20 protein-coding genes and 1 tRNA gene are annotated in these 22,420 nt (G+C 70.9%); 1 reads left to right on the plus strand and 20 read right to left on the minus strand.

Translation table 11 applies throughout. From position 1 onward, the window contains the following. Positions 1 to 37 precede the first annotated feature (37 nt). The 12 genes from AC3A3H_RS09640 to AC3A3H_RS09695 form a co-directional block, all read right to left on the minus strand. On the minus strand, positions 38 to 598 hold the full coding sequence (locus AC3A3H_RS09640) for a hypothetical protein (RefSeq protein ID WP_487614345.1): 561 nt from the start codon (positions 596 to 598) through the stop codon (positions 38 to 40). Positions 599 to 975: 377 nt separating this feature from the next. Further along, positions 976 to 1,731: a hypothetical protein gene (locus AC3A3H_RS09645; protein WP_487614346.1), complete on the minus strand. Its 756-nt coding sequence runs from the start codon at positions 1,729 to 1,731 to the stop codon at positions 976 to 978. Between the two features lie 790 nt (positions 1,732 to 2,521). After that, positions 2,522 to 2,595 (minus strand) — tRNA-Pro (locus tag AC3A3H_RS09650). Positions 2,596 to 2,831: 236 nt separating this feature from the next. Beyond that, positions 2,832 to 4,460, minus strand: coding sequence for a chitinase (locus AC3A3H_RS09655; protein WP_487614347.1), 1,629 nt, complete (start codon positions 4,458 to 4,460; stop codon positions 2,832 to 2,834). Continuing rightward, positions 4,460 to 6,784: a glycosyltransferase family 2 protein gene (locus AC3A3H_RS09660; RefSeq protein ID WP_487614467.1), complete on the minus strand. Its 2,325-nt coding sequence runs from the start codon at positions 6,782 to 6,784 to the stop codon at positions 4,460 to 4,462. Before AC3A3H_RS09660 ends, AC3A3H_RS09655 begins: the two co-directional genes overlap by 1 nt. A gap of 194 nt (positions 6,785 to 6,978) precedes the next feature. Beyond that, a complete protein-coding gene (gene der / locus AC3A3H_RS09665; RefSeq protein ID WP_487614348.1) occupies positions 6,979 to 8,484 on the minus strand; it encodes a ribosome biogenesis GTPase Der in 1,506 nt (501 codons plus the stop codon). Continuing rightward, entirely contained in the window at positions 8,477 to 9,154 is a 678-nt protein-coding gene (gene cmk / locus AC3A3H_RS09670) for a (d)CMP kinase (protein ID WP_487614349.1), read from the minus strand. The genes der and cmk overlap by 8 nt, the downstream gene beginning before the upstream one ends. Beyond that, complete coding sequence (locus AC3A3H_RS09675) at positions 9,151 to 10,239, minus strand: prephenate dehydrogenase (RefSeq protein ID WP_487614350.1); 1,089 nt, start codon at positions 10,237 to 10,239, stop codon at positions 9,151 to 9,153. Before AC3A3H_RS09675 ends, cmk begins: the two co-directional genes overlap by 4 nt. A 30-nt stretch (positions 10,240 to 10,269) precedes the next feature. After that, positions 10,270 to 11,028 carry a pseudouridine synthase gene (locus tag AC3A3H_RS09680; protein ID WP_487614351.1) on the minus strand — a complete coding sequence of 253 codons (759 nt, stop codon included), beginning with the start codon at positions 11,026 to 11,028 and terminating at the stop codon, positions 10,270 to 10,272. After that, positions 11,018 to 11,632: an SMC-Scp complex subunit ScpB gene (scpB, locus tag AC3A3H_RS09685; RefSeq protein WP_487614352.1), complete on the minus strand. Its 615-nt coding sequence runs from the start codon at positions 11,630 to 11,632 to the stop codon at positions 11,018 to 11,020. The genes AC3A3H_RS09680 and scpB overlap by 11 nt, the downstream gene beginning before the upstream one ends. After that, complete coding sequence (locus AC3A3H_RS09690) at positions 11,622 to 12,449, minus strand: segregation and condensation protein A (protein ID WP_487614353.1); 828 nt, start codon at positions 12,447 to 12,449, stop codon at positions 11,622 to 11,624. Before AC3A3H_RS09690 ends, scpB begins: the two co-directional genes overlap by 11 nt. After that, positions 12,433 to 13,332, minus strand: coding sequence for a ParA family protein (locus AC3A3H_RS09695; RefSeq protein ID WP_487614354.1), 900 nt, complete (start codon positions 13,330 to 13,332; stop codon positions 12,433 to 12,435). Before AC3A3H_RS09695 ends, AC3A3H_RS09690 begins: the two co-directional genes overlap by 17 nt. A 129-nt stretch (positions 13,333 to 13,461) precedes the next feature. On the opposite strand from AC3A3H_RS09695, the gene AC3A3H_RS09700 reads away from it, so the two are divergent. Further along, positions 13,462 to 13,998 carry a GNAT family N-acetyltransferase gene (locus tag AC3A3H_RS09700; RefSeq protein WP_487614355.1) on the plus strand — a complete coding sequence of 179 codons (537 nt, stop codon included), beginning with the start codon at positions 13,462 to 13,464 and terminating at the stop codon, positions 13,996 to 13,998. Here AC3A3H_RS09700 and xerD read toward each other — a convergent pair. The 8 genes from xerD to AC3A3H_RS09740 all read right to left on the minus strand — a co-directional run bounded on the left by xerD (position 13,980) and on the right by AC3A3H_RS09740 (position 22,413). Further along, positions 13,980 to 14,885, minus strand: coding sequence for a site-specific tyrosine recombinase XerD (gene xerD, locus AC3A3H_RS09705; protein ID WP_487614356.1), 906 nt, complete (start codon positions 14,883 to 14,885; stop codon positions 13,980 to 13,982). The two genes, AC3A3H_RS09700 and xerD, sit on opposite strands and share 19 nt — an antisense overlap. Then, positions 14,882 to 15,556 carry an NUDIX domain-containing protein gene (locus AC3A3H_RS09710; protein WP_487614357.1) on the minus strand — a complete coding sequence of 225 codons (675 nt, stop codon included), beginning with the start codon at positions 15,554 to 15,556 and terminating at the stop codon, positions 14,882 to 14,884. Before AC3A3H_RS09710 ends, xerD begins: the two co-directional genes overlap by 4 nt. Continuing rightward, a complete protein-coding gene (pyrG, locus tag AC3A3H_RS09715) occupies positions 15,556 to 17,301 on the minus strand; it encodes a CTP synthase (RefSeq protein WP_487614468.1) in 1,746 nt (581 codons plus the stop codon). Before pyrG ends, AC3A3H_RS09710 begins: the two co-directional genes overlap by 1 nt. A gap of 17 nt (positions 17,302 to 17,318) precedes the next feature. Beyond that, positions 17,319 to 19,091, minus strand: coding sequence for a DNA repair protein RecN (recN, locus tag AC3A3H_RS09720; protein WP_487614358.1), 1,773 nt, complete (start codon positions 19,089 to 19,091; stop codon positions 17,319 to 17,321). Beyond that, positions 19,084 to 20,010, minus strand: a complete 927-nt coding sequence (locus AC3A3H_RS09725; RefSeq protein WP_487614359.1) for an NAD kinase — start codon at positions 20,008 to 20,010, stop codon at positions 19,084 to 19,086. The genes recN and AC3A3H_RS09725 overlap by 8 nt, the downstream gene beginning before the upstream one ends. 104 nt (positions 20,011 to 20,114) lie before the next feature. Next, complete coding sequence (locus tag AC3A3H_RS09730; protein ID WP_487614360.1) at positions 20,115 to 20,912, minus strand: TlyA family RNA methyltransferase; 798 nt, start codon at positions 20,910 to 20,912, stop codon at positions 20,115 to 20,117. Then, positions 20,899 to 21,066 (minus strand): hypothetical protein, encoded by a 168-nt coding sequence (locus AC3A3H_RS09735; RefSeq protein WP_487614361.1) that lies wholly within the window; start codon positions 21,064 to 21,066, stop codon positions 20,899 to 20,901. Before AC3A3H_RS09735 ends, AC3A3H_RS09730 begins: the two co-directional genes overlap by 14 nt. A gap of 9 nt (positions 21,067 to 21,075) precedes the next feature. Next, positions 21,076 to 22,413: a polysaccharide biosynthesis protein gene (locus tag AC3A3H_RS09740; protein ID WP_487614362.1), complete on the minus strand. Its 1,338-nt coding sequence runs from the start codon at positions 22,411 to 22,413 to the stop codon at positions 21,076 to 21,078. Between the last annotated feature and the right edge of the window lie 7 nt (positions 22,414 to 22,420).

The following is a 22,420-nucleotide window of genomic DNA, read 5'->3' on the forward strand; positions in this document are numbered from 1 at the left end:
TCTTGATGCCTCCGGGGATGAGAACGACGCAATCCCGTCATCGCCGCCCGAATGAATCCAGAGCCTCCGAATAACCGGCGACATCCCGTCGAGTGACGCTCGAGATAAGGAGGGCCGCCGTGGACAGCTCGCGCGCAAAGGGCCCGCCGAGCGGCACCTCAAGAACGACTCGCAGCCCGCGTTCCCAGGCGCCGCGGAGTCTCGCCACCGCGGCTCGCTCCGCATCGTGGAACGTGAGCGTTCGTCGCCAGGAAGCAGCGCCGTCGCTCGCATCCAGCCCGAGTTCGGCCGCGAAGGACGCGATGTCGGGCGGAGTCCAGAGATCGGCGCGGTCAGGGATCGCGAGAGGATCGGTTTCCTGGAGCCGGCGCGAGTGCTCGAGAGCGTCCTTCCATGACTTCTCCCACAGACCGACGAGTCGATCGTCGGGAGACTCGACGGGATCGCCAGGCAACGCCGCCGCGGGCAAGGAAGGTTCGGCATTAGCCACGGCGTGATGGCGCAGCCACAGCAGCTCGAGCAGGTTCGAACCGTCCGAGACCCGGATGGACATGTCGTCAGGCCAGGCTTCGTTCTCGTGTGGGCTCTCGAATTGCATCCTCGCTCCTTGCTCGTTGTGCAATCTTTGCATGAAAGCTTAGGAATTTGAGATCGGCAGCGAGTTCTGAAAAAGCCGGAGGGGCACGTGGTCGCTTGCGACCGTCGTGCCCCTCCGGCTCTTTCAGAACGTGGGCTGTTTACGAAACCTGACAACCCCCGACTGCCAGAGGCGTTCAGTCACCGTGTTTCCTCTGACCCCCAGGAGATTTTCCTCCAACCCGTTGCTACGAGCGTGGCCTACCCCGCTGCCTTGGCCATTTGTGCGATGCCGACCGCTGCTGGGCAACGCCGGCTACGGCTGCGATTACGTTACCCGGTACGTTTTCGTCCTCAGCAGCTACGGGCTCAGCATCAGCCGGCAGGACGCAGACTCGATCAAGCAGACGTTGAGCGACTGCCCGTAACCCCATCTCGGAGTGCGTCCCACCGAAGATCGGTCCCGTCATCTCGGAGGCCGTGCGCCTCAGTGAAGTACTGCCAGGACGCGCCCGCCAGAGCCGTGGCGTCCAGAGCCGGAGCCACCGCCGCGATCGCCTCGGTCAAAGCCTTTCTGGTCCGATCCAGCTCGACGGTGAAATCACTAAGCCGCGGCTCCCAACCTTTCTTCGCAACCGGTTCAGCGGGCCCGAGAGCCATGTACGCGTAGCCTCGGTCGTTCATCGCGAAGAAGACGGTGTCCGACGTGAGATCGCCGAAATCGAGCGCCCACAGGACGGGGGTCCGTTCCGCGGTCCATTCGGGAACCATCGCCTCCACGAGGTAGTTCGTTGCGTACCTCACTGGTTCGACCAGGCCGTAAAAGAAGCTATCCGCGTCGTCGCCCACCCAGAAGTCCCAGCGCGGGTCGCCCATTGAAAGGGAGTACGTCCATCCGTGCTCCCTATGGAACCTCGACGTCGGCTGCTCTAAGAACTCTTTGGAACGGATGACGGAGAGGGCGGCCCGCAAGCCATCTTTCCGACCGACGAGCTTCGCGGGCTTGTCCTCCTCGTCCAGGACGGAGACGAGTTCCATCCCGGTGCACGCGTTCGAACGAGCGAGCACTCGCCCCGCGCCCACGTAGTTGGTACTTGCTTCGAACTGCGCCCGCTTCACCGCTTCCAGCATCCGCTCCCGATCCCTTATCTTCATCGTGTGCCTCCCCTGATCTACTAGGTCTACGCTCCGGGATTCGCTTAGGCCATATCGGGAAGACGACGGGCGCCGAACCCAGCAACGCCCGTCCTAGCCGGCACTGAATGAACCGCGTTTCACAGCCCACACATACCCGGCGTGACTACTTCAACTCAGACCCGTCAGCCGGCCGGTATCCCCAGCGGTGAGTGGCTTTCCGCTCCCGGTTCGGGCGTTCACGGCCCGACGGCGTGAGCGGCCATGAGCACCTTGCACACCCGGGGCTAAGCTGGCGCAATGAGCGAGCAGCAACGCTAGCCGCATTCGGCGGCCGGCGACACCGATTAGGGAGTCCCTATGAAGTCTGCGCTCAGCCATGTTCTGCTCCGCCTCATCTACGACGGCGGCCCGTACTCCGCGCCGTCGAGACCCCGGCGCCTGCTCTGCGACGCGCTCTTTCGCATACTCGGTCACCGCATCTGCTGCCGCGTTCCCGAGTGGACTGCGCACGTCGGTCAGCGGTGGGACACGTACGACGTCGCCCCCTGGAACCTTTACAACCTGCTGTGGGCCGTGGGGGCCCGGGTTCGCGAGGGCATGACGCCGTAGGCGCTGATAACCGTTCTCCACGCCCGTCACCAGGCTGCGCCCCACCCGCTACCCCAAACGCCAGTCCTCGCAGAGCGAGGCCTGGCGCCCGGGGCCCCTCGCGGGCGGGGACCCCATTAGTCGGCAGCGAGTTCTGAAAAGGCCGGAGGGGCACGGGGTCGCTTTGCGACCGTCGTGCCCCTCCGGCTTTTTCAGAACGTCGGGCTGACAGGATTTGAACCTGCGACCCCTTGACCCCCAGTCAAGTGCGCTACCAAGCTGCGCCACAGCCCGTTGCCGTCCCGCCCAGGCCGTGAGAGCGCCAAGCAAGACAACTCGTCTATCTTAGCGTGTCGGCGGGGCCGGTCGTGACCAACCCGACAGGCACCGTGGGCCCCGCCGACACGGCGCCGCAGAGCCTTCCTCCCGACGAGGGAGGCGCGACGCGACGCCCGGACCTCCCGCCCCGCAGCGGTGCGTCCAGGTGGGTCGGCGGCGGGATGCGCTCGCTGCAGCATCCCGCCACCGAGTCACTTCTGGGTGGTATCACCGCCCAGGATCGTGTCGATCTCGTCCTGGGTGAGCGGGGCCCAGGGGGACGAGTCGGGGTTCGCACTGGCGGCCTCCGGGCTGTCGCCCTTGGTCCACCATTTGGCCTCGAACGGCACGCCGTCGAAGAGGATGCGGGCGCCCTTGTCGTAGGCGGTCTCGCCGCTCCAGTCCGGGTAGGTCCCGGGCGGGAGGGTCGGCTGCGGGATCGGGGTCTCGCCCGGCAGCACAGGGCCGACGAGGTCCCACGGCGTCTCCCACGCGTTCAGCACGGGGTTGTCCGGAACGTCGCCCTTGGTCCACCACTTCGCCTGGTACACGTTGTGGTGCCAGGTGACCTTGGTGCCCTTCAGGTACGAGTTGCTCGCGGTCCAGATCGGGTAGGGCGAGTGGGCGGGGTCGTCCGCGGCAGCGGCGGAGGTCGGCTCGGCCGTGGTCACGGCGCCCTCCCCCAGCGCGATGCGGCCGTCGAAGCCCTTCGACAGGATGCCGGCGAAGGTCTGCTTGCCCTGGTTCACGCCGCTGCACGCGTCCGAGACGACCGTGGTGTCCACGTAGTTGGAGCCGCAGGTCTTGTCGCGGTTCGCCGACCACATCGACATGCGGCCGATGCCCGTCGACACGGCCCACGCGTTCAGGGTCTTCGCGTCGGCGAGGCCGAACACCTGGCCCCGGTCGTCGTTCTGGCCGATCATCGGGGTCGCGCCGATCTTCGCCCACAGGCTCGGGTCGGACTGGTGGATGCCGGCCCGGTTGTACAGCACGCCGAGCTGACGCTGAGCGGCGGTGAGCGCCGCCTCGGAGGTCGCGGCCATCGACTTCGACGCGTCCTTGGCGTTGCCGTAGTCCATGGTCATCAGGTTGACGCCGGCGACGTCGACCTTCGCCTTCAGCATGGCGTCGACCGCGTTGGTCCCGTCGACGGTCAGGCCGGTCGGCGACACCGGGAGGGTCAGCCAGACGGCGAGGCCCTTGCCCGCGGCCCTGCGCTCCTGCTGGAGGTCGTGGATGGCGGTGGCCCGGCGCGCGGCGGCGTCCGTGTTCACCAGCCCGTCGCCCTCCAGGTCGAGGTCGATGGTGCCGACCTTGTAGCGGTCGACGACCGACGCGTAGGCGTTCTTCAGCTCGGCCGGGTCGGTGCAGCCGACCGCGAGCTCCTCGTTCGCCTGGCCGCCGAACGACACCGCGACGGTGCCGCCCTGCTGCTGCAGCCGGGCGATCCGGCGGTCCAGGTCGAGCGCGCCGCGCGCCTCGTCCATCGTGTACGCGCCGCCCCAGGAGGGCGTGCAGGCCTTGGCCGGGTCCGAGACGATGAACGACAGCACGGCGTCCTTGGTGGAGGTCGAGCCGAGGCTCTCGAACGCGTACTTCGGGGTCGCGGTCACGTCCACGTAGGAGGCGAACCACGGCTTCAGGTCCACCGAGGCGCGGGCGCTCCACCACTGGAAGCCGACCACGCCGGCCGAGACGACGATCACCGCGACGAGACCGGCGCCGATCACGCGCCACGGCGAGAGGCGGCGGCCAGAGCCCGACTCGGGAGCCTGGAGACGGTCGGCAGCAGCAGCGGCGTCCTGAGCGGCCGCGGCCTTCTTGTCCTTCCGGGACATCAGGCGGCCTGCCTCTCACCGTCGACCGCCGGAGCGTCGACGACCGGGGCGTCGCCCCGCACCGCGGTGCGCTCGAAGTGCGGCAGCTCGCCACCGGCGTGGCCGTGGTACAGCACCGACCGCCAGTCGATCGACTCGGTCGCCGGCGCGGCCTCGGGGGCTGAACGCTTGCGCTTCTTCTCGACGTACAGCGGCTTGGTCAGGCCGAGCCAGATGTCCACGATCGTGTTGCCGATGCCGATGTAGGCGACGAGCGCCCAGATCGCCAGGCTGGCGTTGAAGGCCGCGAACGCGGCGTTGCCCCAGTTGTGCGCGTTCCAGTCCCGCCACAGCGTGAACAGCGAGAACCCGATGATCGCGAGCGGCGCGATCACGTACAGCAGCGGCGACGCGGTGCGGTTCTTGACCTTCGGCGTCCGGGCGAACGGGATCTTCTTGCCGGTGAGCGACTGCTGGATCGACTTGAGCACGCCCGCCAGGTTCACCGGCAGCAGGATCAGGTTGAAGCCGTAGATCCGGAAGATGTCCGTGGCCTTGTAGCCGGCGTAGCGGAGGTCGCTCGCCTGGCTGATGAAGTACGGCAGCGCGGCCAGCAGCACCATCGGGCTCAGCAGGCGGCCGTCGTACGGGTACGCCAGCAGGAACACCAGGCCGAAGCTCGCCCAGCAGATGGAGGCCATGTAGTTGACCCGCAGCAGCAGCTCGATGCGCGAGACGCTCTCGCCCCTGCGCTTGCGCTCGCGGACCTGCTTCCACAGCTTCGGGAGGATGAGGAGGCCGCCGTTCGCCCAGCGGCGGCGCTGCACGATCAGCGAGCCGAAGTCCGGCGGGGTCGCCGAGTAGCTGAGCCGCTCCGGGTAGTTCACGAGCGTCCAGCCGTGGGTGCCGAGGTCGATGCTCGACTCGGTGTCCTCGATGACGGTGCGGTCCTGGATGTACCGGCGCACCTCGAAGCCGCCGACCCACTCGGTCTCGACGATGTCCTCCAGCGCGCGCTTGCGGATCACCGCGTTCGCGCCCACCCAGAAGGTCGCTCCGTAAAAGCTCTTGCCCTGGTGGAGGATGTGCTGGATGTCGGTCGTCGCGCCGGCGAGGCGCTCGATGCGAGTGCCGGCGCCGCGGAACGACGAGTACGGGGTCTGCGTCACGGCGACGCGGGCGTTGTCCGGCTGCTGCAGGAAGTAGGTCAGCCGCAGGCAGTACTCGCGCAGCAGGATGGAGTCGGCATCCAGGGTCAGCAGGAAGTCGCTGTCCGGGATCTCGATGTCGCCGGGCCGGCGGGAGCCGGCGGGCACCGGGTTGAGGATCGGGCCGTCCGGCGTCTCCTCGACGCGGTAGGTGCCGCCCATCAGGCCGATGTAGGCGTTGAGGTTCATCGCCTTGTTGGCCTCGTGGGAGAGGGACGCCCACTTCTTGCGCTCGAAGATCATCAGCTCGGCGTCGAAGGTCCACGCCAGCCGGCGGTAGAGCTGGGCCACACGCTCGGACGAGAGGGCAGCGCCCTCGCTCACGGCGGCCGCCACGGCCTCCGCGGTCAGAGCCAGCTCGTCGCCGAGCGCACGGAGCACCTGGTCGGCGAAGAAGACGTCCACGTGGTCGTCGATGCCGTGCGCGTCGGCCTGGGCGTACAGCCACTCGGCAGCCCAGCGGTAGTGGTCGGCCAGCTCGAGCGCGGCCTCGTCGGTGACGTGCGTGCGCTCGTCGCCCAGCTCGTGCCGCAGCAGGGCGTCGGTGAACCGGAACCGCGGCTCCGCGAGCTGACCGGTGATGCTGTCGGCGAGGGCGCGGGTGGCGTTCAGCCGTTCGGCGACGGCCGGGTCGGTCGGGTTCGGGTTGTCGTCGACGAGCAGCACGACGCGCATGGAGGGGAACTCCTGCAGCGCGGCCGAGAGCAGCGTCATCCGCACCACCTCGGGCTCCTCCGCGTAGGAGGGCACGAGCACCGTGATGGACGGCTGGTTCTGCGCGAAGTGCCGGTCGAGCTCGGCGCGCGGGACGCGCACGTGCTTCTGGAACCGCTGCAGCGCGCCCTGCCGGGCGACCAGGTACATCAGTGCGGAGAAGGTGAGGAAGGTGACGACGACGGTGTAGCCGATGGCCTCCATCGTGAACCGGAAGTCCTGCGTGCCGAGCACGAGGAACTGGCGGATGATCGTCGTGACGACGTAGATCGCCCAGAAGACGATGGTCGCGACGATGGCGACGCGGCTCCAGGTGACCTTCCGGTCCGATGGCTTCGGGTGGACCGTGGGCAGTGGTTCGGTGCGGCGTTCGGCGCCGAATTGGCGTTTCCGGGCAGGCGTGTATGTACTTGTAGAACTCATGGTCGGGTATGCGTCCTCGATGACGAGAGCCCGCGTCTTCGGGTAACGCGGTCGGGTAGCTCTCAATGGTCCACATTAGTGAGGACAGACCGGGGTACAAATACCCCCAACCGGGTCACCCCCTCACTGGGGGTGATCTGAACCGACCTGTCCACCCGCCCGCACCGGCGCGCCTGCTTGACGCGCCGGGGAGGTCAGCGCTTGCGCTTCTCGCGCACGCGCATGTTGAGGACGATCGGGCTGCCCTCGAAACCGTAGACCTCGCGGAGCCGGCGGATGATGTACCGACGGTAGCCCGGGTCGAGGAATCCGGTGGTGAACGCCACGAATGTCGGGGGCCGGCTGGTCGCCTGCGTGCCGAACAGGATGCGCGGCTGCTTGCCGCCGCGGACCGGGTGCGGGTGCGCCGCGGTGAGCTCGGCGAGGAACGCGTTGAACTTGCCGGTCGGGATGCGGGTGTCCCACGACTCGAGGGCCAGCTCCAGCGCGGGGACCAGCTTCTCCAGGTGGCGGCCGGTACGGGCGGAGATGTTCACGCGCGGCGCCCACGACACATGGGCGAGGTCCTGCTCGATCTCCCGCTCCAGGTAGCGGCGGCGCTCGTCGTCCAGGAGGTCCCACTTGTTGAACGCCAGCACGAGCGCGCGGCCCGACTCCAGCACCAGGTCGATGATGCGGACGTCCTGCTCGCTGATCGGCTCGGACACATCGAGCACCACGACCGCGACCTCCGCCTTCTCCAGTGCGGTGGAGGTGCGCAACGACGCGTAGAAGTCGGCGCCCTGCGCCAGGTGCACCCGGCGGCGGATGCCGGCGGTGTCGACGAAGCGCCAGACCTTGCCGCCCAGCTCGACCTGCTCGTCCACCGGGTCGCGGGTGGTGCCGGCGAGCTCGTTGACGACCACGCGCTCCTCCCCCGCCGCCCTGTTCAGCAGGGAGGACTTTCCGACGTTCGGGCGGCCGACGATCGCGACACGACGCGGCCCGCCGACCTCCCGCTTCGCGACGTTGGACACCTCCGGCAGTGCCTTGAGGATCTCGTCCAGCAGGTCGGCGACGCCGCGGCCGTGCAGCGCCGAGACCGGCCACGGCTCGCCGAGCCCGAGCGACCACAGCTCGGTCGCGTAGGGCTCCTGGCGGGCGTCGTCCACCTTGTTGGCGGCGAGGAACACCGGCTTCTTCGTCTTGCGCAGCAGCCGGACGACGTGCTCGTCGGTGGCGGTCGCGCCGACGGTGGCGTCCACGACGAACAGCACCGCGTCGGCGAGGTCGATCGCGACCTCGGCCTGCGCGGCCACGGACGCGTCGATGCCGCGGGCGTCGGGCTCCCAGCCGCCGGTGTCGACGACCGTGAACCGGCGGCCGTTCCACTCGGCGTGGTACGAGACGCGGTCGCGCGTGACGCCGGGGGTGTCCTCCACCACTGCCTCGCGGCGGCCCAGGATGCGGTTGACGAGCGCCGACTTGCCCACGTTCGGGCGGCCGACGATGGCCAGCACCGGCAGAGCGGGGAGATAGGTGATCGCGTCCGGGTCCTCGGTGACGGCGCCGAGGAGGTCGAGGTCGGTGTCGTCGAGCTCGTACTCCTCCAGGCCGGTGCGGAGGGCGGCGGCGCGCTGCACCGCGAGGTTCTCGTCCAGGCCGGCCAGGCGCTCGGCCAGGTCGTCGGCGCCGGTGGGCTCGTTCTCGATGTCAGACATGGGTCTCTTTCTGTACGACCGCGATGACCGCGTCGACGGTCTGGTCGAAGTCGAGGTCGGTGGAGTCGACGGTGGTCACGCCGTCTGCGGCGTTCATGAAGTCCACGACCCGGGAGTCGGCCGCGTCGCGCCTGCGGAGGGCCTCACCGACGTGGGAGGCGGAATGGTCGGCCAGCTCAGCGGAGCGCCTGGCAATTCTAACCTCTTCGTCGGCGGTGAGCAGGATCCGCACCGGCGCATCGGGGCAGACCACCGTCGTGATGTCGCGGCCCTCCACGACGATGCCGCGCTTGTCGCCGTGCGCGATGATCGAGCGGAACAGGCCGGTGAGGAACTCGCGCACCTCGGGGACCTTCGCGATCGCGCTGACCGCGGCGGTGACCTGCGGCTCGCGGATGGCGGTCGTGACATCGTGGTCGCCGACGAAGACGTGGTACGTGTCGGGGTCGGTGCCGATCCGGTAGTCGAAGTCCGGCAGGGCGTCGATGACGGCGTCCGCGTCGGTCAGGTCGAGCCGGCGCTGCACCAGGAACCAGCTCAGCGCCCGGTAGGCGGCGCCGGTGTCGAGGTACGACCAGCCGAGCGCGCGCGCGGCCGCCTTGGAGACCGACGACTTGCCGCTTCCTGCGGGCCCGTCGACGGCGACGACGATGGGGTTGGTGTCGGTCATCCGGCGATCCTCCAGCCGCGGTCGGTCAGGTCGGTCACGGTGCGCTGCCACACCTCGGGGAGCACGGCGATCTCCGCCAGCCCGAACGCGGCGCCCGGCGAGTGCTCCAGGCGCAGGTCCTCCAGGTTGACGTCCAGCTCGCCCAGCTCGGCCAGCAGACGCGCGAGCTCGCCCGGCCGGTCGTCCACCATGACGACGAGGCTGGAGAACCGCTTGTCCTGGCCGTGCTTGCCCGGCAGGCGCGCGACGCCGAGGTTGCCGCCGGCGATCTCCTCGGCGATGGTGCGGCGGGAGCCGGCGGCGTCGACGTCGCTCAGCGCGGCGAGCACCCGGTCCAGGTCGTCGCGGTAGGCGCGCAGGATCGCCACGATGGCGGGCGCGTTGGCGCCGAGGATCTGCACCCACAGCTCCGGCTCGCTGCCGGCGATGCGCGTCACGTCGCGCACCCCCTGGCCGGCCAGCCCGAGGGCGGCATCGGTGGAGGCCGCGAGCCGCTTCGCCATCAGCGACGAGACGATCTGCGGGGTGTGCGAGACCAATGCGACGGCGGCGTCGTGGTCGGCCGCGGCCATCTCGACCGGCGTGGCGCCGAGGTCGAGGATGAGCGCCTCCACCAGGTTGACGGACGCGCGCGCGTTCTCGGGCCGGGCGGCGACCACCCACGGCCGCCCGATGAACAGGTCGGCGCGAGCGGCACTGGGACCCCCGCGCTCGCGCCCGGCGAGAGGATGCGACCCGACGTACCGGGCCAGGTCGACCCCGGCCGCGACGAGCTCGGCGAGCGGCTGCCCCTTGACGCTGGCGACATCAGTGACGACAGCGGCGGGATGCGCGGCCAACTCCTCCGCGACGACGCGCGAGACCAGGTCCGGCGGCACCGCGACCACGATCAGCGCGGGCTCGACTCCCCCGTCGTCCGGCCGCCCCGCGCCGTAGTCGGCGGCGAGACGCAGATGGGCGGGCGAGGCGTCGGCGAGCAGCACGTCAACGCCGCGGGCGCGCAGCCCCAGCCCGACGGACGCCCCGAGCAGCCCCGCACCGACCACGCGGACGGGTCCGGCGAGACGGGAGGCGGATTCAGTCACGGATCAACCTTAGTCGGGGCGGAAACGGGGCTACTGCCGCGAGATGGTCAGGAGCGCCCCCAGCTCCTCCTTGGTCAGATCGCGCATCGCGCCGACCTTCAGCGTGCCGAGGTGCAGCGGCCCGAACTGGCGGCGCACCAGCTCGATCACCGGGTGGCCGACCTCCGCCATCATCCGGCGGACGATCCGGTTGCGGCCGGAGTGCAGCGTCACCTCCACGAGGCTGTCGCCCCCGCCCGACCGCGACTGCAGCAGCCGTGCCTTGTCGGCGGCGATCGGGCCGTCCTCCAGTTCGACGCCCTTGGTGAGGCGGGCGATCGTCTGCGGGGAGACCGTGCCGCGCACGCGGGCGATGTAGGTCTTGGTCACGCCGAAGCTGGGATGCGCGAGCACGTGGGCGAGCTCGCCGTCGTTCGTCAGGATCAGCAGGCCGGAGGTCTCGGCGTCCAGCCGGCCGACGTTGAACAGCCGCTCCGGGTAGCCCGCCGTGAAGCCAGAGAGGTCGGGCCGGCCCTGCTCGTCGCGCATCGAGGACACCACGCCGACCGGCTTGTTGAGCATCACGTAGCGACGGGAGGTGTCGAGCTGCACCGCGGTGCCGTCGACGGCCACGCGGTCGGTCGCGGGGTCGACGCGGCGGCCGAGCTCGGTGACCACCTGGCCGTTCACGCTGACGCGGCCGGCGACGATCATGTCCTCCGACACCCGCCGGGAGGCCACGCCCGCGGCGGCCATGACCTTCTGCAGGCGTTCGCCCTCCGCGGCCGCGCCGCCCACGTCACCGGACATCGTCGAACCCGTCGGCGCCGTCCGCCAGCAGCGGGGAGATCTTGGGCAGCTCGTCGATCGAGTTGATGCCGAGCTGGGTGAGCAGCAGGTCGGTGGTGCCGTAGTTGATCGCACCGGTCTCGCTGTCGGTGAAGAGCTCGGTGATCAGGCCGCGGCCGGCCAGCGTCCGCACCACCGAGTCCACGTTGACGGCGCGGATGGAGGCGATCGCCCCGCGGCTGATCGGCTGCTTGTAGGCGATCACCGCGAGCGTCTCCAACGCCGCCTGCGACAGCCGGGTGGGGTTCTGCTGGAGGACGTAGCCCGACACGACGGCGTCGAACTCCGGCCGCACGTAGACGCGCCAGCCGCCGCCGACCTCCCGCAGCTCGAAGCCGCGGCGCACGCCGGGCGTGCCAGCGGGCCCGGCCGAGCCGTCGAAATCGGACACCAGCGCGTCGATCGCCGCGCGGACGCGCTTCACCGGCGCGCCCACCGCGGTGGCGAGCGTGACCAGGCTCATCGGCTCGTCAGCGACCATGAGGATGGCCTCCAGCGCGCGCTCGATCTGGGCGTCGTCGACCGCGGCCGGCTCCGTCTCCAGCTCGGTTCCGTCAACCGTCATAATCCGCTCCCAGGTTCGACAGGTTCTCCTCCGACCAGTGCTCCGCCGTCCAGCGCAGCGTCAGCTCGCCCAGCGGCTCGAGCTGCTCGAACGCGATCGCCGCGTGCCGGTAGAGCTCGAGCACGGCGAGGAACCGTGCGATCACGACGCCTTTCTGCTCCGCCCCGGCCACGAGCTGCCGGAACGACAGCGGCTCGCCCGCCCGCAGCATCCCGACCACCACGGCGGCCTGCTCGCGGATGCTGACCAGCGGCGCATGCAGGTGGTCGAGCCCCACGACGGGGATCTCGCGCGGCGTCATCGCCAGCGTCGCGAGCGCAGCGAAGTCCTCCGCCGTCAGCGTCCACACCAGCTCGGGCGTGCGCTGGCGGTACTTGTCCTCCAGCCGCACCGTGCGCGCGTGCCGGGAGCCCTCGGCGTCGAGCCGGGACGCGAACCACGTCGACGCCTCCTTGAACGCCCGGTACTGCAGCAGGCGGGCGAACAGCAGGTCGCGCGCCTCCAGCAGCGCCACGTCCTCGGCGTCGACCAGCTCGCCCTGCGGCAGGAGCCCGGCGATCTTGAGGTCCAGGAGGGTCGCCGCCACGAGCAGGAACTCGCTCGCCTCGTCCAGGCTCTCGTCGGCGTCGAGCCGGCGCAGGTAGGCGATGAACTCGTCGGTGACGCGGCTCAGCGAGATCTCGGTGATGTCCAGCTCGTGCTTGGAGATCAGCGACAGCAGCAGGTCGAACGGCCCCTCGAACTGTCCGACCGCTACGCGGAAGCCGCCCTGGCCGGCGGTGTCCTGTTCGAGCGGCGCCTCAGGCGACGGCGCCACGGAAGATCAGTTCCCTCGCGAGCTGGCGGTAGGCCTCCGCCGCCTGGTGCTCGGGCGCGAACTGCGTGATCGGCGTCGCCGCGACCGAGGCGTCCGGGAACTTCACCGTGCGCGAGATCACCGTCTCGAGCACCCGGTCGCCGAACGCGTCGACGACGCGCTCCAGCACCTCGCGCGAGTGCAGCGTGCGGGAGTCGTACATCGTGGCGAGGATGCCGTCGAGCTCGATCGCCGGGTTGAGCCGCTCGCGCACCTTGTCGATGGTCTCGATGAGCAGGGCGACGCCGCGGAGGGCGAAGTACTCGCACTCCAGCGGGATGAGCACGCCGTGGCTCGCGGTCAGCGCGTTGACGGTGAGGATGCCGAGCGACGGCTGGCAGTCGATCAGGATGACGTCGTAGTCGGCCGACACCTTGCGCAGCACGCCGGCGAGGATCTGCTCGCGCGCCACCTCGTTGACCAGGTGCACCTCGGCGGCCGAGAGGTCGATGTTCGCGGGGATGATGTCCAGCCCTGCGACGCCGGTGGACTGGATGGCCTCCCGCACGTCCGCGTTGCGGTTGAGCAGCAGGTCGTAGATGGTCGTCACGTCGTGGGTCTGCGCGCCGAGCCCCGCCGAGAGCGCGCCCTGCGGGTCGAAGTCGATCGCCAGTACCTTGCGGCCGTACTCGGCCAGCGTCGCGCCCAGGTTGATGGAGGTCGTGGTCTTGCCGACCCCGCCCTTCTGGTTGCACAGCGCCACGACCTTGGCCGGCCCGTGCTGGACGAGCTCGACGGGCATGGGGAACGTACGCAGCGGGCGTCCGGTGGGTCCGAGCGGCGCGGCGATGGATGCGGCGTCCATGCCGGGGAGCTCCGTCCTGACCTCGTCGTTGCGCGTCACCTGGCTGATCCCCGTCCCTTTCGCTCGTCGGCCGTTCACGGCCTGTTCACGGGGTCCATCCTATCCGCGTGCTCCGGTCTCCGCGGGCCGCGGCGGCGGCGGGTCCCCACGGCGGCGTACGCTGTGCGGATGCCGACGATGCCAGCCGAGCTCAGCACCGAGCGCCTGCACTTGCGCCTCCGCGACGGACGCGACGCCGAATGGAGTCTCGCGCTGATCGCGGAGGACCCGAAGCAGCAGGCGCCGTCGCTCGCGGAGGAGCGCGACCGGCTCGACGCGCAACGCCGCGCCGCCGGGGAGGCCGGCTTCGGCGTCTACACCGTCGAGCTCGCCGACTCCGGCGAGGCGATCGGCTACTGCGGCCTGGTGACCGGGCGCACGAGCCCCGCGCAGCCGGAGCTCGCCTACGAGCTGCTGCGCAGGCACGTCGGCAACGGCTACGCCACGGAGGCCGCCGCCGCGGTCGCCGACGCCGCGTTCGACGCCGGCTTCCCGGTGCTCTGGGCGATCGTCGAACGCTGGAACGCGCCGTCCTTCGGGATTCTGGAGAAGCTCGGCTTCACGGCGTCACGCGTCAGCCTCGACGGCGGCCGGGGCGAGGGCGGCACGGTGCTGGTCTGGCTGTACCGGAAGGCGCCGCGCGGCCGTCACCGCGCCCGCGGGTGAGCCGTCGCGTACACGTCGCGCAGCGCGTCCGCCGTGACGAGCGTGTAGATCTGCGTCGTCGCCACCGAGGAGTGGCCGAGCAGCTCCTGCACCACACGCACGTCGGCGCCGCCGGCGAGCAGGTGGGTCGCGAACGAGTGGCGGAGGGTGTGCGGCGAGATCTCGACGCCGAGCTGGGCGCGCTCGGCGGCGGCGCGGATGATCAGCCAGACGTTCTGCCGTGACAGCCGGGCGCCGCGCATCCCGAGGAACAGCGCGGGCGTCGCCCTCCCCCGCGCCGACAGCACCGGCCGCGCCCGCACCAGGTAGGCGGCCACCGCGGCCTGGGCGAAGCTGCCGAGCGGGACGATCCGCTGCTTGGCGCCCTTGCCGGTGAGCCGCACGACGTCGGTGTCGATCACGTCGTCCACGTTGAGGCCGACCGCCTCGCTGACCCGGGCGCCGGTCGCGTACATCAGCTCGAGCAGCGCCTTGTCGCGCAGGTGGTCGAGCTCGTCGCCGTCGGTGGCGGCGAGCAGAGCCGTCACCTGGTCGATGGTGATGGCCTTCGGGAGGGTGCTCGGCAGCTTCGGCGGGCGCACGTCGCGGGCGGCGTCGAACTCCACGCGGCCCTCCTCCAGGAGGAACCGGTGGAATCCGCGGACCGTGGACAGCATCCGGGCGAGAGAGGTCGCCGTCAGCGGCGCCTCCTCGCGCGAACCGAGGTGGGCGAGGTAGGTCGAGACGGTGGCGGGGGCCACCTGGCGGACGTCTCCGACATCCTGGCCCGCCAGCCAGCCGATGTAGACCGTGAGGTCGCGCCGGTAGGCGGCGACGGTGTTCGCCGAGAGGCCGCGCTCGATGGCGACGTGCCGCAGGAAGGCGTCCGCGTCCGCCTCGACGGTCATCCCGCCGCGCTCTGCTCGCTCAGTTCGGGCTCGCCGCCGGCCGCGAGCTTCGGGTGGCTCGGCCAGGCCGCGTCGGCCGCGCCGAGGCTCGCCCAGCCCTTCTCACGGGCCACCAGCGCGGCGAGCACTGCGACGCTCAGCGGCGCGTTGTGCATCCGCCGCTCCAGCACTGCGTCGACCGCCTCCTCCAACGGCACCCACGCGACCCGGATGTCGGCCTCCTCGGCCTCGCGCGCGAACGCCGAACCGGTCGGCCGGACGTCGCGCGCCAGGTAGATGCGGATGGCCTCGTCGTTGCCGCCGGGGCTCGTGAAGATGTCGGTCAGCACGTTCCACTGCCCGGCCTCCAGGTCGGCCTCCTCGGCCAGCTCGCGCTGCGCCGCGGTCAGCGGATCCTCGCCGAGGATGTCGAGCAGGCCGGCCGGGATCTCCCAGTCGCGGTGCCTCACCGGATGCCGGTACTGCTGGATGAGCAGCACCCGCCCCTCGTCGTCCAGGGCGAGCACCGCGACGGCGCCCGTGTGGTCGACGTACTCGCGCGTGATGTCCTCGCCGTTGTAGCGGAAGGTGTCGCGCCGGACATCCCAGATCTTTCCGTCGAAGGCGACCTCCGACGCGACGATCTCGGGACGGAACGGCTCATCGCGCAGCGTGCCGGTCTCCGCCGTCATCAGGCGCCCGCGCCGACTTCGACCGCGCTGACCTCGTCATCCGGTGCGACCTCGAACAGGAGGCTGGCCTTCTGCCGGTCGAGCGCGGCGCCGACGAGCCCGGCGAACAGCGGGTGCGCGTGGTTCGGGCGCGACCGCAACTCCGGGTGCGCCTGAGTGCCGATGTAGAACGGGTGCACGTCGCGCGGCAGCTCCACGTACTCGACCAGGTGCCCGTCCGGCGAGGTGCCGGAGAACCAGAGGCCCGCGTCGGCGATCTGCTCGCGGTAGTTGTTGTTGACCTCGTAGCGGTGCCGGTGACGCTCGCTGGCCTCCGCGGCGCCGTAGAGGTCGGCCGCGAGCGAGCCCTCGGCGAGTACCGCCGGGTAGAGGCCCAGGCGCATGGTCCCGCCCAGGTCGCCGCCCGCGATGATCTCGACCTGCTCGGCCATGGTGGCGATCACGGGGAACTCGGTCTCCGGGTCGAACTCCGACGACGACGCGCCGGCCAGCCCGGCCTCGTTGCGCGCGTACTCGATGACCATGCACTGCAGGCCCAGGCACAGGCCGAGGGCCGGGATGCCGTTCTCGCGGGCGAACTTCAGCGCGCCCACCTTGCCCTCGATGCCGCGGACGCCGAAGCCGCCCGGAACGCAGATGGCGTCCACGTCGCCGAGCTGCGCGGCCGCACCCTCCGGCGTCTGGCAGTCGTCGGACGGGATCCACTTGAGCTTCACCTTGGTGCGGTGGGCGAAGCCGCCCGCGCGCAGAGCCTCGGTGACCGACAGGTAGGCGTCGGGCAGGTCGATGTACTTGCCGACCAGGCCGATCGTGACCTCGTGCTTGGGGTCGTGTACCGCCTCCAGGAGGCGTGCCCAGCCGTTCCAGTCGACGTCGGCGGCCTTGTCGAGGCCGAGCTGGTCGATGATGTAGGCGTCCAGGCCCTGCTCGTGCAGCATGGTGGGGATGTCGTAGATGCTCGGGACGTCCACCGCGTTCACGACGGCCTGCTCGTCCACGTCGCACATCAGCGCGATCTTGCGCTTGTTCGACTCGGAGACCGGCCGGTCGCTGCGCAGCACGAGTGCGTCCGGCTGGATGCCGATGGAGCGCAGCGCCGCGACGGAGTGCTGCGTCGGCTTGGTCTTCTGCTCGCCGGAGGCGTTCATGTACGGCACGAGCGAGACGTGCACGAAGAAACAGTTCTTGCGGCCGAGCTCGTGGCGCACCTGACGCGCCGACTCGATGAACGGCTGCGACTCGATGTCGCCGACCGTGCCGCCGATCTCGGTGATGATGACGTCGGGCGCGGGCTCGCCGTCCGGGCCCGGCTGGGCCTGGAGGCGCATCCGGCGCTTGATCTCGTCGGTGATGTGCGGGATGACCTGGACCGTGTCGCCCAGGTACTCGCCGCGGCGCTCCTTGGCGATCACGTTCGAGTAGATCTGCCCGGTGGTGACGTTCGCCGACTGGGAGAGGTTGATGTCGAGGAACCGCTCGTAGTGGCCGATGTCGAGGTCGGTCTCCGCGCCGTCGTCGGTCACGAAGACCTCGCCGTGCTGGAACGGGTTCATCGTCCCCGGATCCACGTTGAGATAGGGGTCGAGCTTCTGCATGACGACGCGGAGTCCGCGTGCCGTCAGGAGGTTGCCGAGGGAGGCCGCTGTAAGGCCCTTCCCCAACGAAGAAACGACACCACCTGTCACGAAGATGTGTTTGGTAGTGCCGTTTTTGCTGTTGGTCTGCGCCGCGTCTGAATAATCCACCACGGGCTTGCAGCTTATCACCTGCTGCGGGGAGTCCCGCGCGTGTCCGCCGCCATGTCGACGAGCTCGCGCGCGTGGGCGAGCCCGCTCTCGGAGTCGGGGAGGCCGGAGAGCAGCCGCGCCATCTCCGCGATCCGCTCGTCTCCGTCGAGCCGGCGCACGCTGGAGGACGTGACGGCTCCGTCGCTGCCCTTGACGACGGTGAGGTGATTGGTGGCGAACGCCGCCACCTGGGCGAGGTGCGTCACCACGATCACCTGCGCGCTCTCGGCGAGGCGCGCGAGCCGGCGGCCGATCTCGATGGCCGAGGCTCCGCCGACGCCGGCGTCCACCTCGTCGAAGATGAAGGTCGGCACCGGGTCGGTCCCGGCGATGACGACCTCGATCGCGAGCATGACGCGCGAGAGCTCGCCGCCGGACGCGCCCTTGCCGAGTGGCCGGGGCTCGGATCCCGGGTGCGGGCGCAGCAGGATCGCGACCTGGTCGCGACCGCTGGCGGTGTAGCTCTGCGGGTCGTCCTCGTCGCGCTGAGAGACGTCCACGACCACGCGGGCATCGGGCATGGCGAGGGCGGACAGCTCGTCGGAGACCGCGGCGGCGAGGCGCTCGGCGGCCACCCGGCGGCGTTCGCTCAGACCGGCGGCGAGCTCGACGACGAGCGCGCGGTCGGCCTCCACCTCGTCGGTCAGCTCCTGGATGCGGTCGGCGTCGCCGTCGAGCTCGAGCAGCCGCAGGCTCCCGGTCTCCAGGGTCGTGATCACGTCGTCCAGGGTCGGCCCGTACTTGCGGACGAGCGACGAGAGCTCGGCCCTGCGCTCCTGCAGGGCCTCCAGCTCGCGGGAGCCGTCGGTGTCGAGCGTGGCGAGGTAGCTGGAGAGCTGCGCGGCGATGTCGGAGGCCAGGTAGCTGAGGTTGGCCACGGCCTCCACTGTCGGCGCCAGCTCGGCGTCGTGCGGTGCGACCCGCTCGACCTGCCGGCGGGCGGCCTCCAGGAGGCCGACGACATCGGGCTCCTCCGACTCCTCGGCGGAGAGCAGCTCGCGGGCGCCGGACGCGGCGAGACGGAGGTCCTCGAGGTTGGTCAGCCGCTCGGCCCGCTCGGCGAGCTCGTCGTCCTCCCCCGGCTGCGGCGCCACGGCCTCGATCTCGGCCATCGCCAGGCGGAGGTCGTCGGCCTCCCTGGCGCGCCGGTCGCGGTCGGCGAGGAGCTCGGCCAGCTCGGAGGCGTTGTCGCGCCAGCGGTGGAAGACCTGGCTGTAGGCGTCGAGCGCGCTCGCGAGGTCGGGGCCGGCGAACCGGTCGAGTGCTTCGCGCTGCGCGACGGCCGACCGCAGCCGGAGCTGGTCGGACTGGCCGTGGACGACCACGAGCTGCTCGCCGAGCTCGGTCAGCACGCTCACCGGGGCGCTGCGCCCGCCGACGACCGCGCGCGACCGGCCCTCTGCCGACACGGAACGGCTCAGCACGAGCTCCGCCGCGCCGTCGTCGATCGGGTCGACGTCTCCGCCGGCGTCGCGGACGCGCGCCACGACCTCGCCCGGCTGCTCGACGCGCCAGCGGCCCTCGACCCAGGCCTGCGCGCTGCCCAGCCGGACGGAGCCGGCGTCGGCGCGCTCGCCCAGCAGGAGGCCGAGCGCGGACACCACCATCGTCTTGCCCGCGCCCGTCTCGCCGGTGATGGCGGTGAAGCCGGGCCCGAGCGGCAGCGCGGCCTCGGCGATGACGCCCAGGTCGCGGATGGAGATCTCATCGATGCCGCCGCGGCTTCGATTCGTGCGGAGGTCAGTCACGGCCGGCCGGCCCCCGCCATCCCGTCACGGGAAGGTCGAACTTGTGGACGAGCCGGTCGGTGAACGGCCCCGGGTGCAGGCGCGCGAGGCGCACCGGGATGGGCGACCGGCGCACGACGACGCGCGAGCCGCGCGGCAGGTCGAACTGCCGCCGCCCGTCGCACCAGAGGATGCCCTCCCCGCCCGCGCGGTCGAGCAGCTCGATCGCGAGCGACGAGTCGCCGTCGACCACCAGCGGCCGCGAGAACAGCGCGTGCGCGCTGAGCGGCACGAGCAGCAGTGCGGCGACGCCGGGCCAGACCACAGGGCCGCCCGCCGAGAACGAGTAGGCGGTCGATCCGGTCGGCGTGGACATCACGACGCCGTCGCAGCCGAAGCTCGACATCGGCCGGCCGTCGACCTCGATGACGACCTCGAGCATCCGCTCCCTGCTGGCCTTCTCGACCGTCGCCTCGTTGAGCGCCCAGCTCTCGTAGACGACCTCCTTGCCGACCTTGACGCGGGCGGAGAGCGTCATGCGCTCCTCCACCTCGTAGTCCTTCGCGAGCCCGCGCGCGACGGCGATCACCAGGTCGTCGCGCTCGCTCTCGGCGAGGAAGCCGACATGCCCGAGGTTGACGCCGAGCAGCGGCGCCGTGCAGCCGCGCACCAGCTCGGCCGCGCGCAGGATGGTGCCGTCGCCGCCGAGCACGATAACCAGCTCGAGGTCGCTCGCCTGCACCTCGTCGCCGAGCACGGCGACCGCGTCGAGATCGGGCTCCGCGGCGAGCAGGTCGCGCCGCTCGTCCTCGCTGAGCACCGGAACGACACCGGCGGCGATGAGCTGGCGGCACACCTGCACGCCCGCCTCCAGAGAGTCCTGACGACCGGTGTGCGCGACGACGAGGATGTATCGCTGCGCGTCACCCGATGCCGCCACGAAAGCCTCCTCTGCCTCGCCGCCCGGTTCCGGGCCGTCCCACTATTCTGTCTGTTTTCGCGCCGGGATGTGCCCGGGGCGCGGAGATTGTGGAGAACGTTCACTCATGGCGCGAGGCGGAGGAGAGCCTCGCGCGACGCCGACGGGTCCGGCGCGCCGGCGCGGAACCAGGCGAGGAACTCGTGGTTGCCGTGCGTGCCCGCGATCGGCGACGCGATCACTCCCACCGTGCCGAGACCCGCGTCGTGGGCCGCCCAGAGCACGCGCTCCACTGCGTCCAGCCGCAGCCCCGGGTCGGTCACGATCCCCTCGCGGACGCCCTGCCTGCCCACCTCGAACTGCGGTTTGATCAGCAGCACGAAGTCGGCGTCGTCGGCCGCGACCGAGCGCAGCGCCGGGAGGACCTGGGTGAGCGAGATGAACGACAGATCGGCCACGACCAGCTGCGGAACGACGCCGTCGCCCACCAGCCCGGCGAACGCCGCCGCGTCGAGCGAGCGCACGTTCACGCCCTCGAACGACCGCAACCGCTCCGCCCCGGCGAGACGGGGATCGAGCTGCCCGTGCCCGACGTCGACGGCGATCACCAGCCGGGCGCCGCGCTCCAGCAGCACCTGGCTGAACCCTCCGGTCGAGGCACCGGCATCGAGCGCGACCCGGCCCTCCACCGGCACGCCGAACGCGTCGAGCGCGGCGATCAGCTTGTGCGCGCCACGGCTCACGTACTGGTCGGCACCGGCGACGACGAGCTGCTGCCCCTCGCCCACCTTCGCCGACGCGCGCACCACGGGCCGGCCATCCACCGTCACCAGCCCGTCGGCGATCAACGAGGCCGCACGTGTGCGCGAGGAGGCCAGACCGCGGGACACCAGGGCGACGTCGAGCCGCTCAGTTCCCGACACGCCGATCGCTGCCTTCCAGCCGGGCCTGCAGCGACTCGTGCAAGTGCGCGTACGCCTCCGCGCGCTCGGCGAGCGGCTGACTCTCGATCACCTCGAGGCGTGCGACGAGGGCGTCGCTGTCGTCCGACGCGACGCCGGCGGGGTTCTCCGGCATGCGAACACGCTACACCGGATCGGCGTCCGGGCCGGGGAGGGCGGCGGGGACGGGCGACGACGCGGGCGCGACCGGCCAGCGTCCCGACGCGCGCAGCTCCCGGAATCGCCGCCGCACGGCGATGAGCTGGACGATCAGCACCGCGGTCTCGGCGAGGAGCTGGCCTGCGAGCGCGCCCGTGCCCGCGAAGAGCATCGCGCCGAAGAAGATCCCGGGAAGGCCGACCACCGCCCCGACCGCGGCCGACGTCGCGACGGCGGAGACCCGGCCGAGGGCGACCAGGAGCACGAACCCGGTGGACATGGTCGCGCAGATGATCGCGATACCGGTTCCCGCGAGGACGGCGGCGAGAGGCGGAATGTCCACGGTGCCCGAGAACACCACGTCGGCGACCAGCGGCGCTCCGATCGCGAACAGGACGCCGGAGACCACCCCGATCACGACGCTGATCCGGGTCGCGCGCACCGCCTGGCGGATACGCCGCCCCGGATCCACCTCGCGACCGACCCACCCCTTGAACACGAAGTTCTGAGTGCGCAGCACCTGCTGGACCATCCGCTGAAGCCGGTCCACCGAGGCGAACAGCAGCGTGGCGTTCGCCGAGCCCAGGGTCGCGACGGTCGTGCCGAGCGAGATGTAGACGCTGGAGAAGACGCTCGAGTTCAGCGCGGCGCGCTGGTATCCGATCACCGTGATGAGCCGCCGCGGGCTCAGCGACACGAGGTCGCGCCAGCGCAGCCGGAGCACAAGCGCGCCGGCGACCGGCGCCGACACTGCGGCGAGCAGGAGCGCGCCCGCGTACGTCCACAGCCCGGCTCCGAGCTGGATGGCGACGGCCGATCCGGCGATGAGCGCCGCCCGCGGGAGGACCTCGGTGTAGAGGAACAGCCGCGGTCGCAGGATTCCGACGAAGATCCAGCCGGCCGAGAGCATGGCGACGGCGGAGGCCACGGCGACGACGGCCGTCTCGCCCCGGAACGCGGCTGGGGCGAGCGTCCATGACAGCGCTGCGGCCACCCCGATCACCGGCACCCCCACGATCGACTTCGCGACGAGCGAGACGCCGAAGGCGTGCGCGCGGTTGCGCGGCGACATCCGGGCGACCCGCTGACTCCCGGAGAGCCCCCAGCCGAGCTCGACGATGACACCCGCCGTCCCGCCGAGCGACTGCCCGATGGCTATCGCCGCCCACGCCGGGCTCCCGAACGACGCGGTGATCGCAGGAAGGGCGAGCAGCGGCGACACCGCGTTGAGGATCGGCACCGCGAGATAGCTCAGGACGACACCAGCGAAGAACCGGAAGCGCGCGCGGGCGGATCGCCCGGTTCGTGCGGAAGGGGTGTTCATGCGGGCC

It is taken from the genome of Leifsonia sp. Soil_N53 (genome assembly GCF_057655165.1).

What these genes read in the sequence shown, in the direction of transcription:
- AC3A3H_RS09655 (WP_487614347.1), bottom strand. Translation starts at nt 4,460, where the DNA reads ATGTCCCGGAAGGACAAGAAGGCCGCGGCCGCTCAGGACGCCGCTGCT.
- AC3A3H_RS09710 (WP_487614357.1), bottom strand. Translation starts at nt 15,556, where the DNA reads ATGACGGCGGAGACCGGCACGCTGCGCGATGAGCCGTTCCGTCCCGAG.
- AC3A3H_RS09740 (WP_487614362.1), bottom strand. Translation starts at nt 22,413, where the DNA reads ATGAACACCCCTTCCGCACGAACCGGGCGATCCGCCCGCGCGCGCTTC.
- der (WP_487614348.1), bottom strand. Translation starts at nt 8,484, where the DNA reads ATGTCTGACATCGAGAACGAGCCCACCGGCGCCGACGACCTGGCCGAG.
- AC3A3H_RS09680 (WP_487614351.1), bottom strand. Translation starts at nt 11,028, where the DNA reads ATGTCCGGTGACGTGGGCGGCGCGGCCGCGGAGGGCGAACGCCTGCAG.
- AC3A3H_RS09700 (WP_487614355.1), top strand. Translation starts at nt 13,462, where the DNA reads ATGCCGACGATGCCAGCCGAGCTCAGCACCGAGCGCCTGCACTTGCGC.
- AC3A3H_RS09660 (WP_487614467.1), bottom strand. Translation starts at nt 6,784, where the DNA reads ATGAGTTCTACAAGTACATACACGCCTGCCCGGAAACGCCAATTCGGC.
- cmk (WP_487614349.1), bottom strand. Translation starts at nt 9,154, where the DNA reads ATGACCGACACCAACCCCATCGTCGTCGCCGTCGACGGGCCCGCAGGA.
- AC3A3H_RS09640 (WP_487614345.1), bottom strand. Translation starts at nt 598, where the DNA reads ATGCAATTCGAGAGCCCACACGAGAACGAAGCCTGGCCTGACGACATG.
- xerD (WP_487614356.1), bottom strand. Translation starts at nt 14,885, where the DNA reads ATGACCGTCGAGGCGGACGCGGACGCCTTCCTGCGGCACGTCGCCATC.
- AC3A3H_RS09645 (WP_487614346.1), bottom strand. Translation starts at nt 1,731, where the DNA reads ATGAAGATAAGGGATCGGGAGCGGATGCTGGAAGCGGTGAAGCGGGCG.
- scpB (WP_487614352.1), bottom strand. Translation starts at nt 11,632, where the DNA reads ATGACGGTTGACGGAACCGAGCTGGAGACGGAGCCGGCCGCGGTCGAC.
- AC3A3H_RS09735 (WP_487614361.1), bottom strand. Translation starts at nt 21,066, where the DNA reads ATGCCGGAGAACCCCGCCGGCGTCGCGTCGGACGACAGCGACGCCCTC.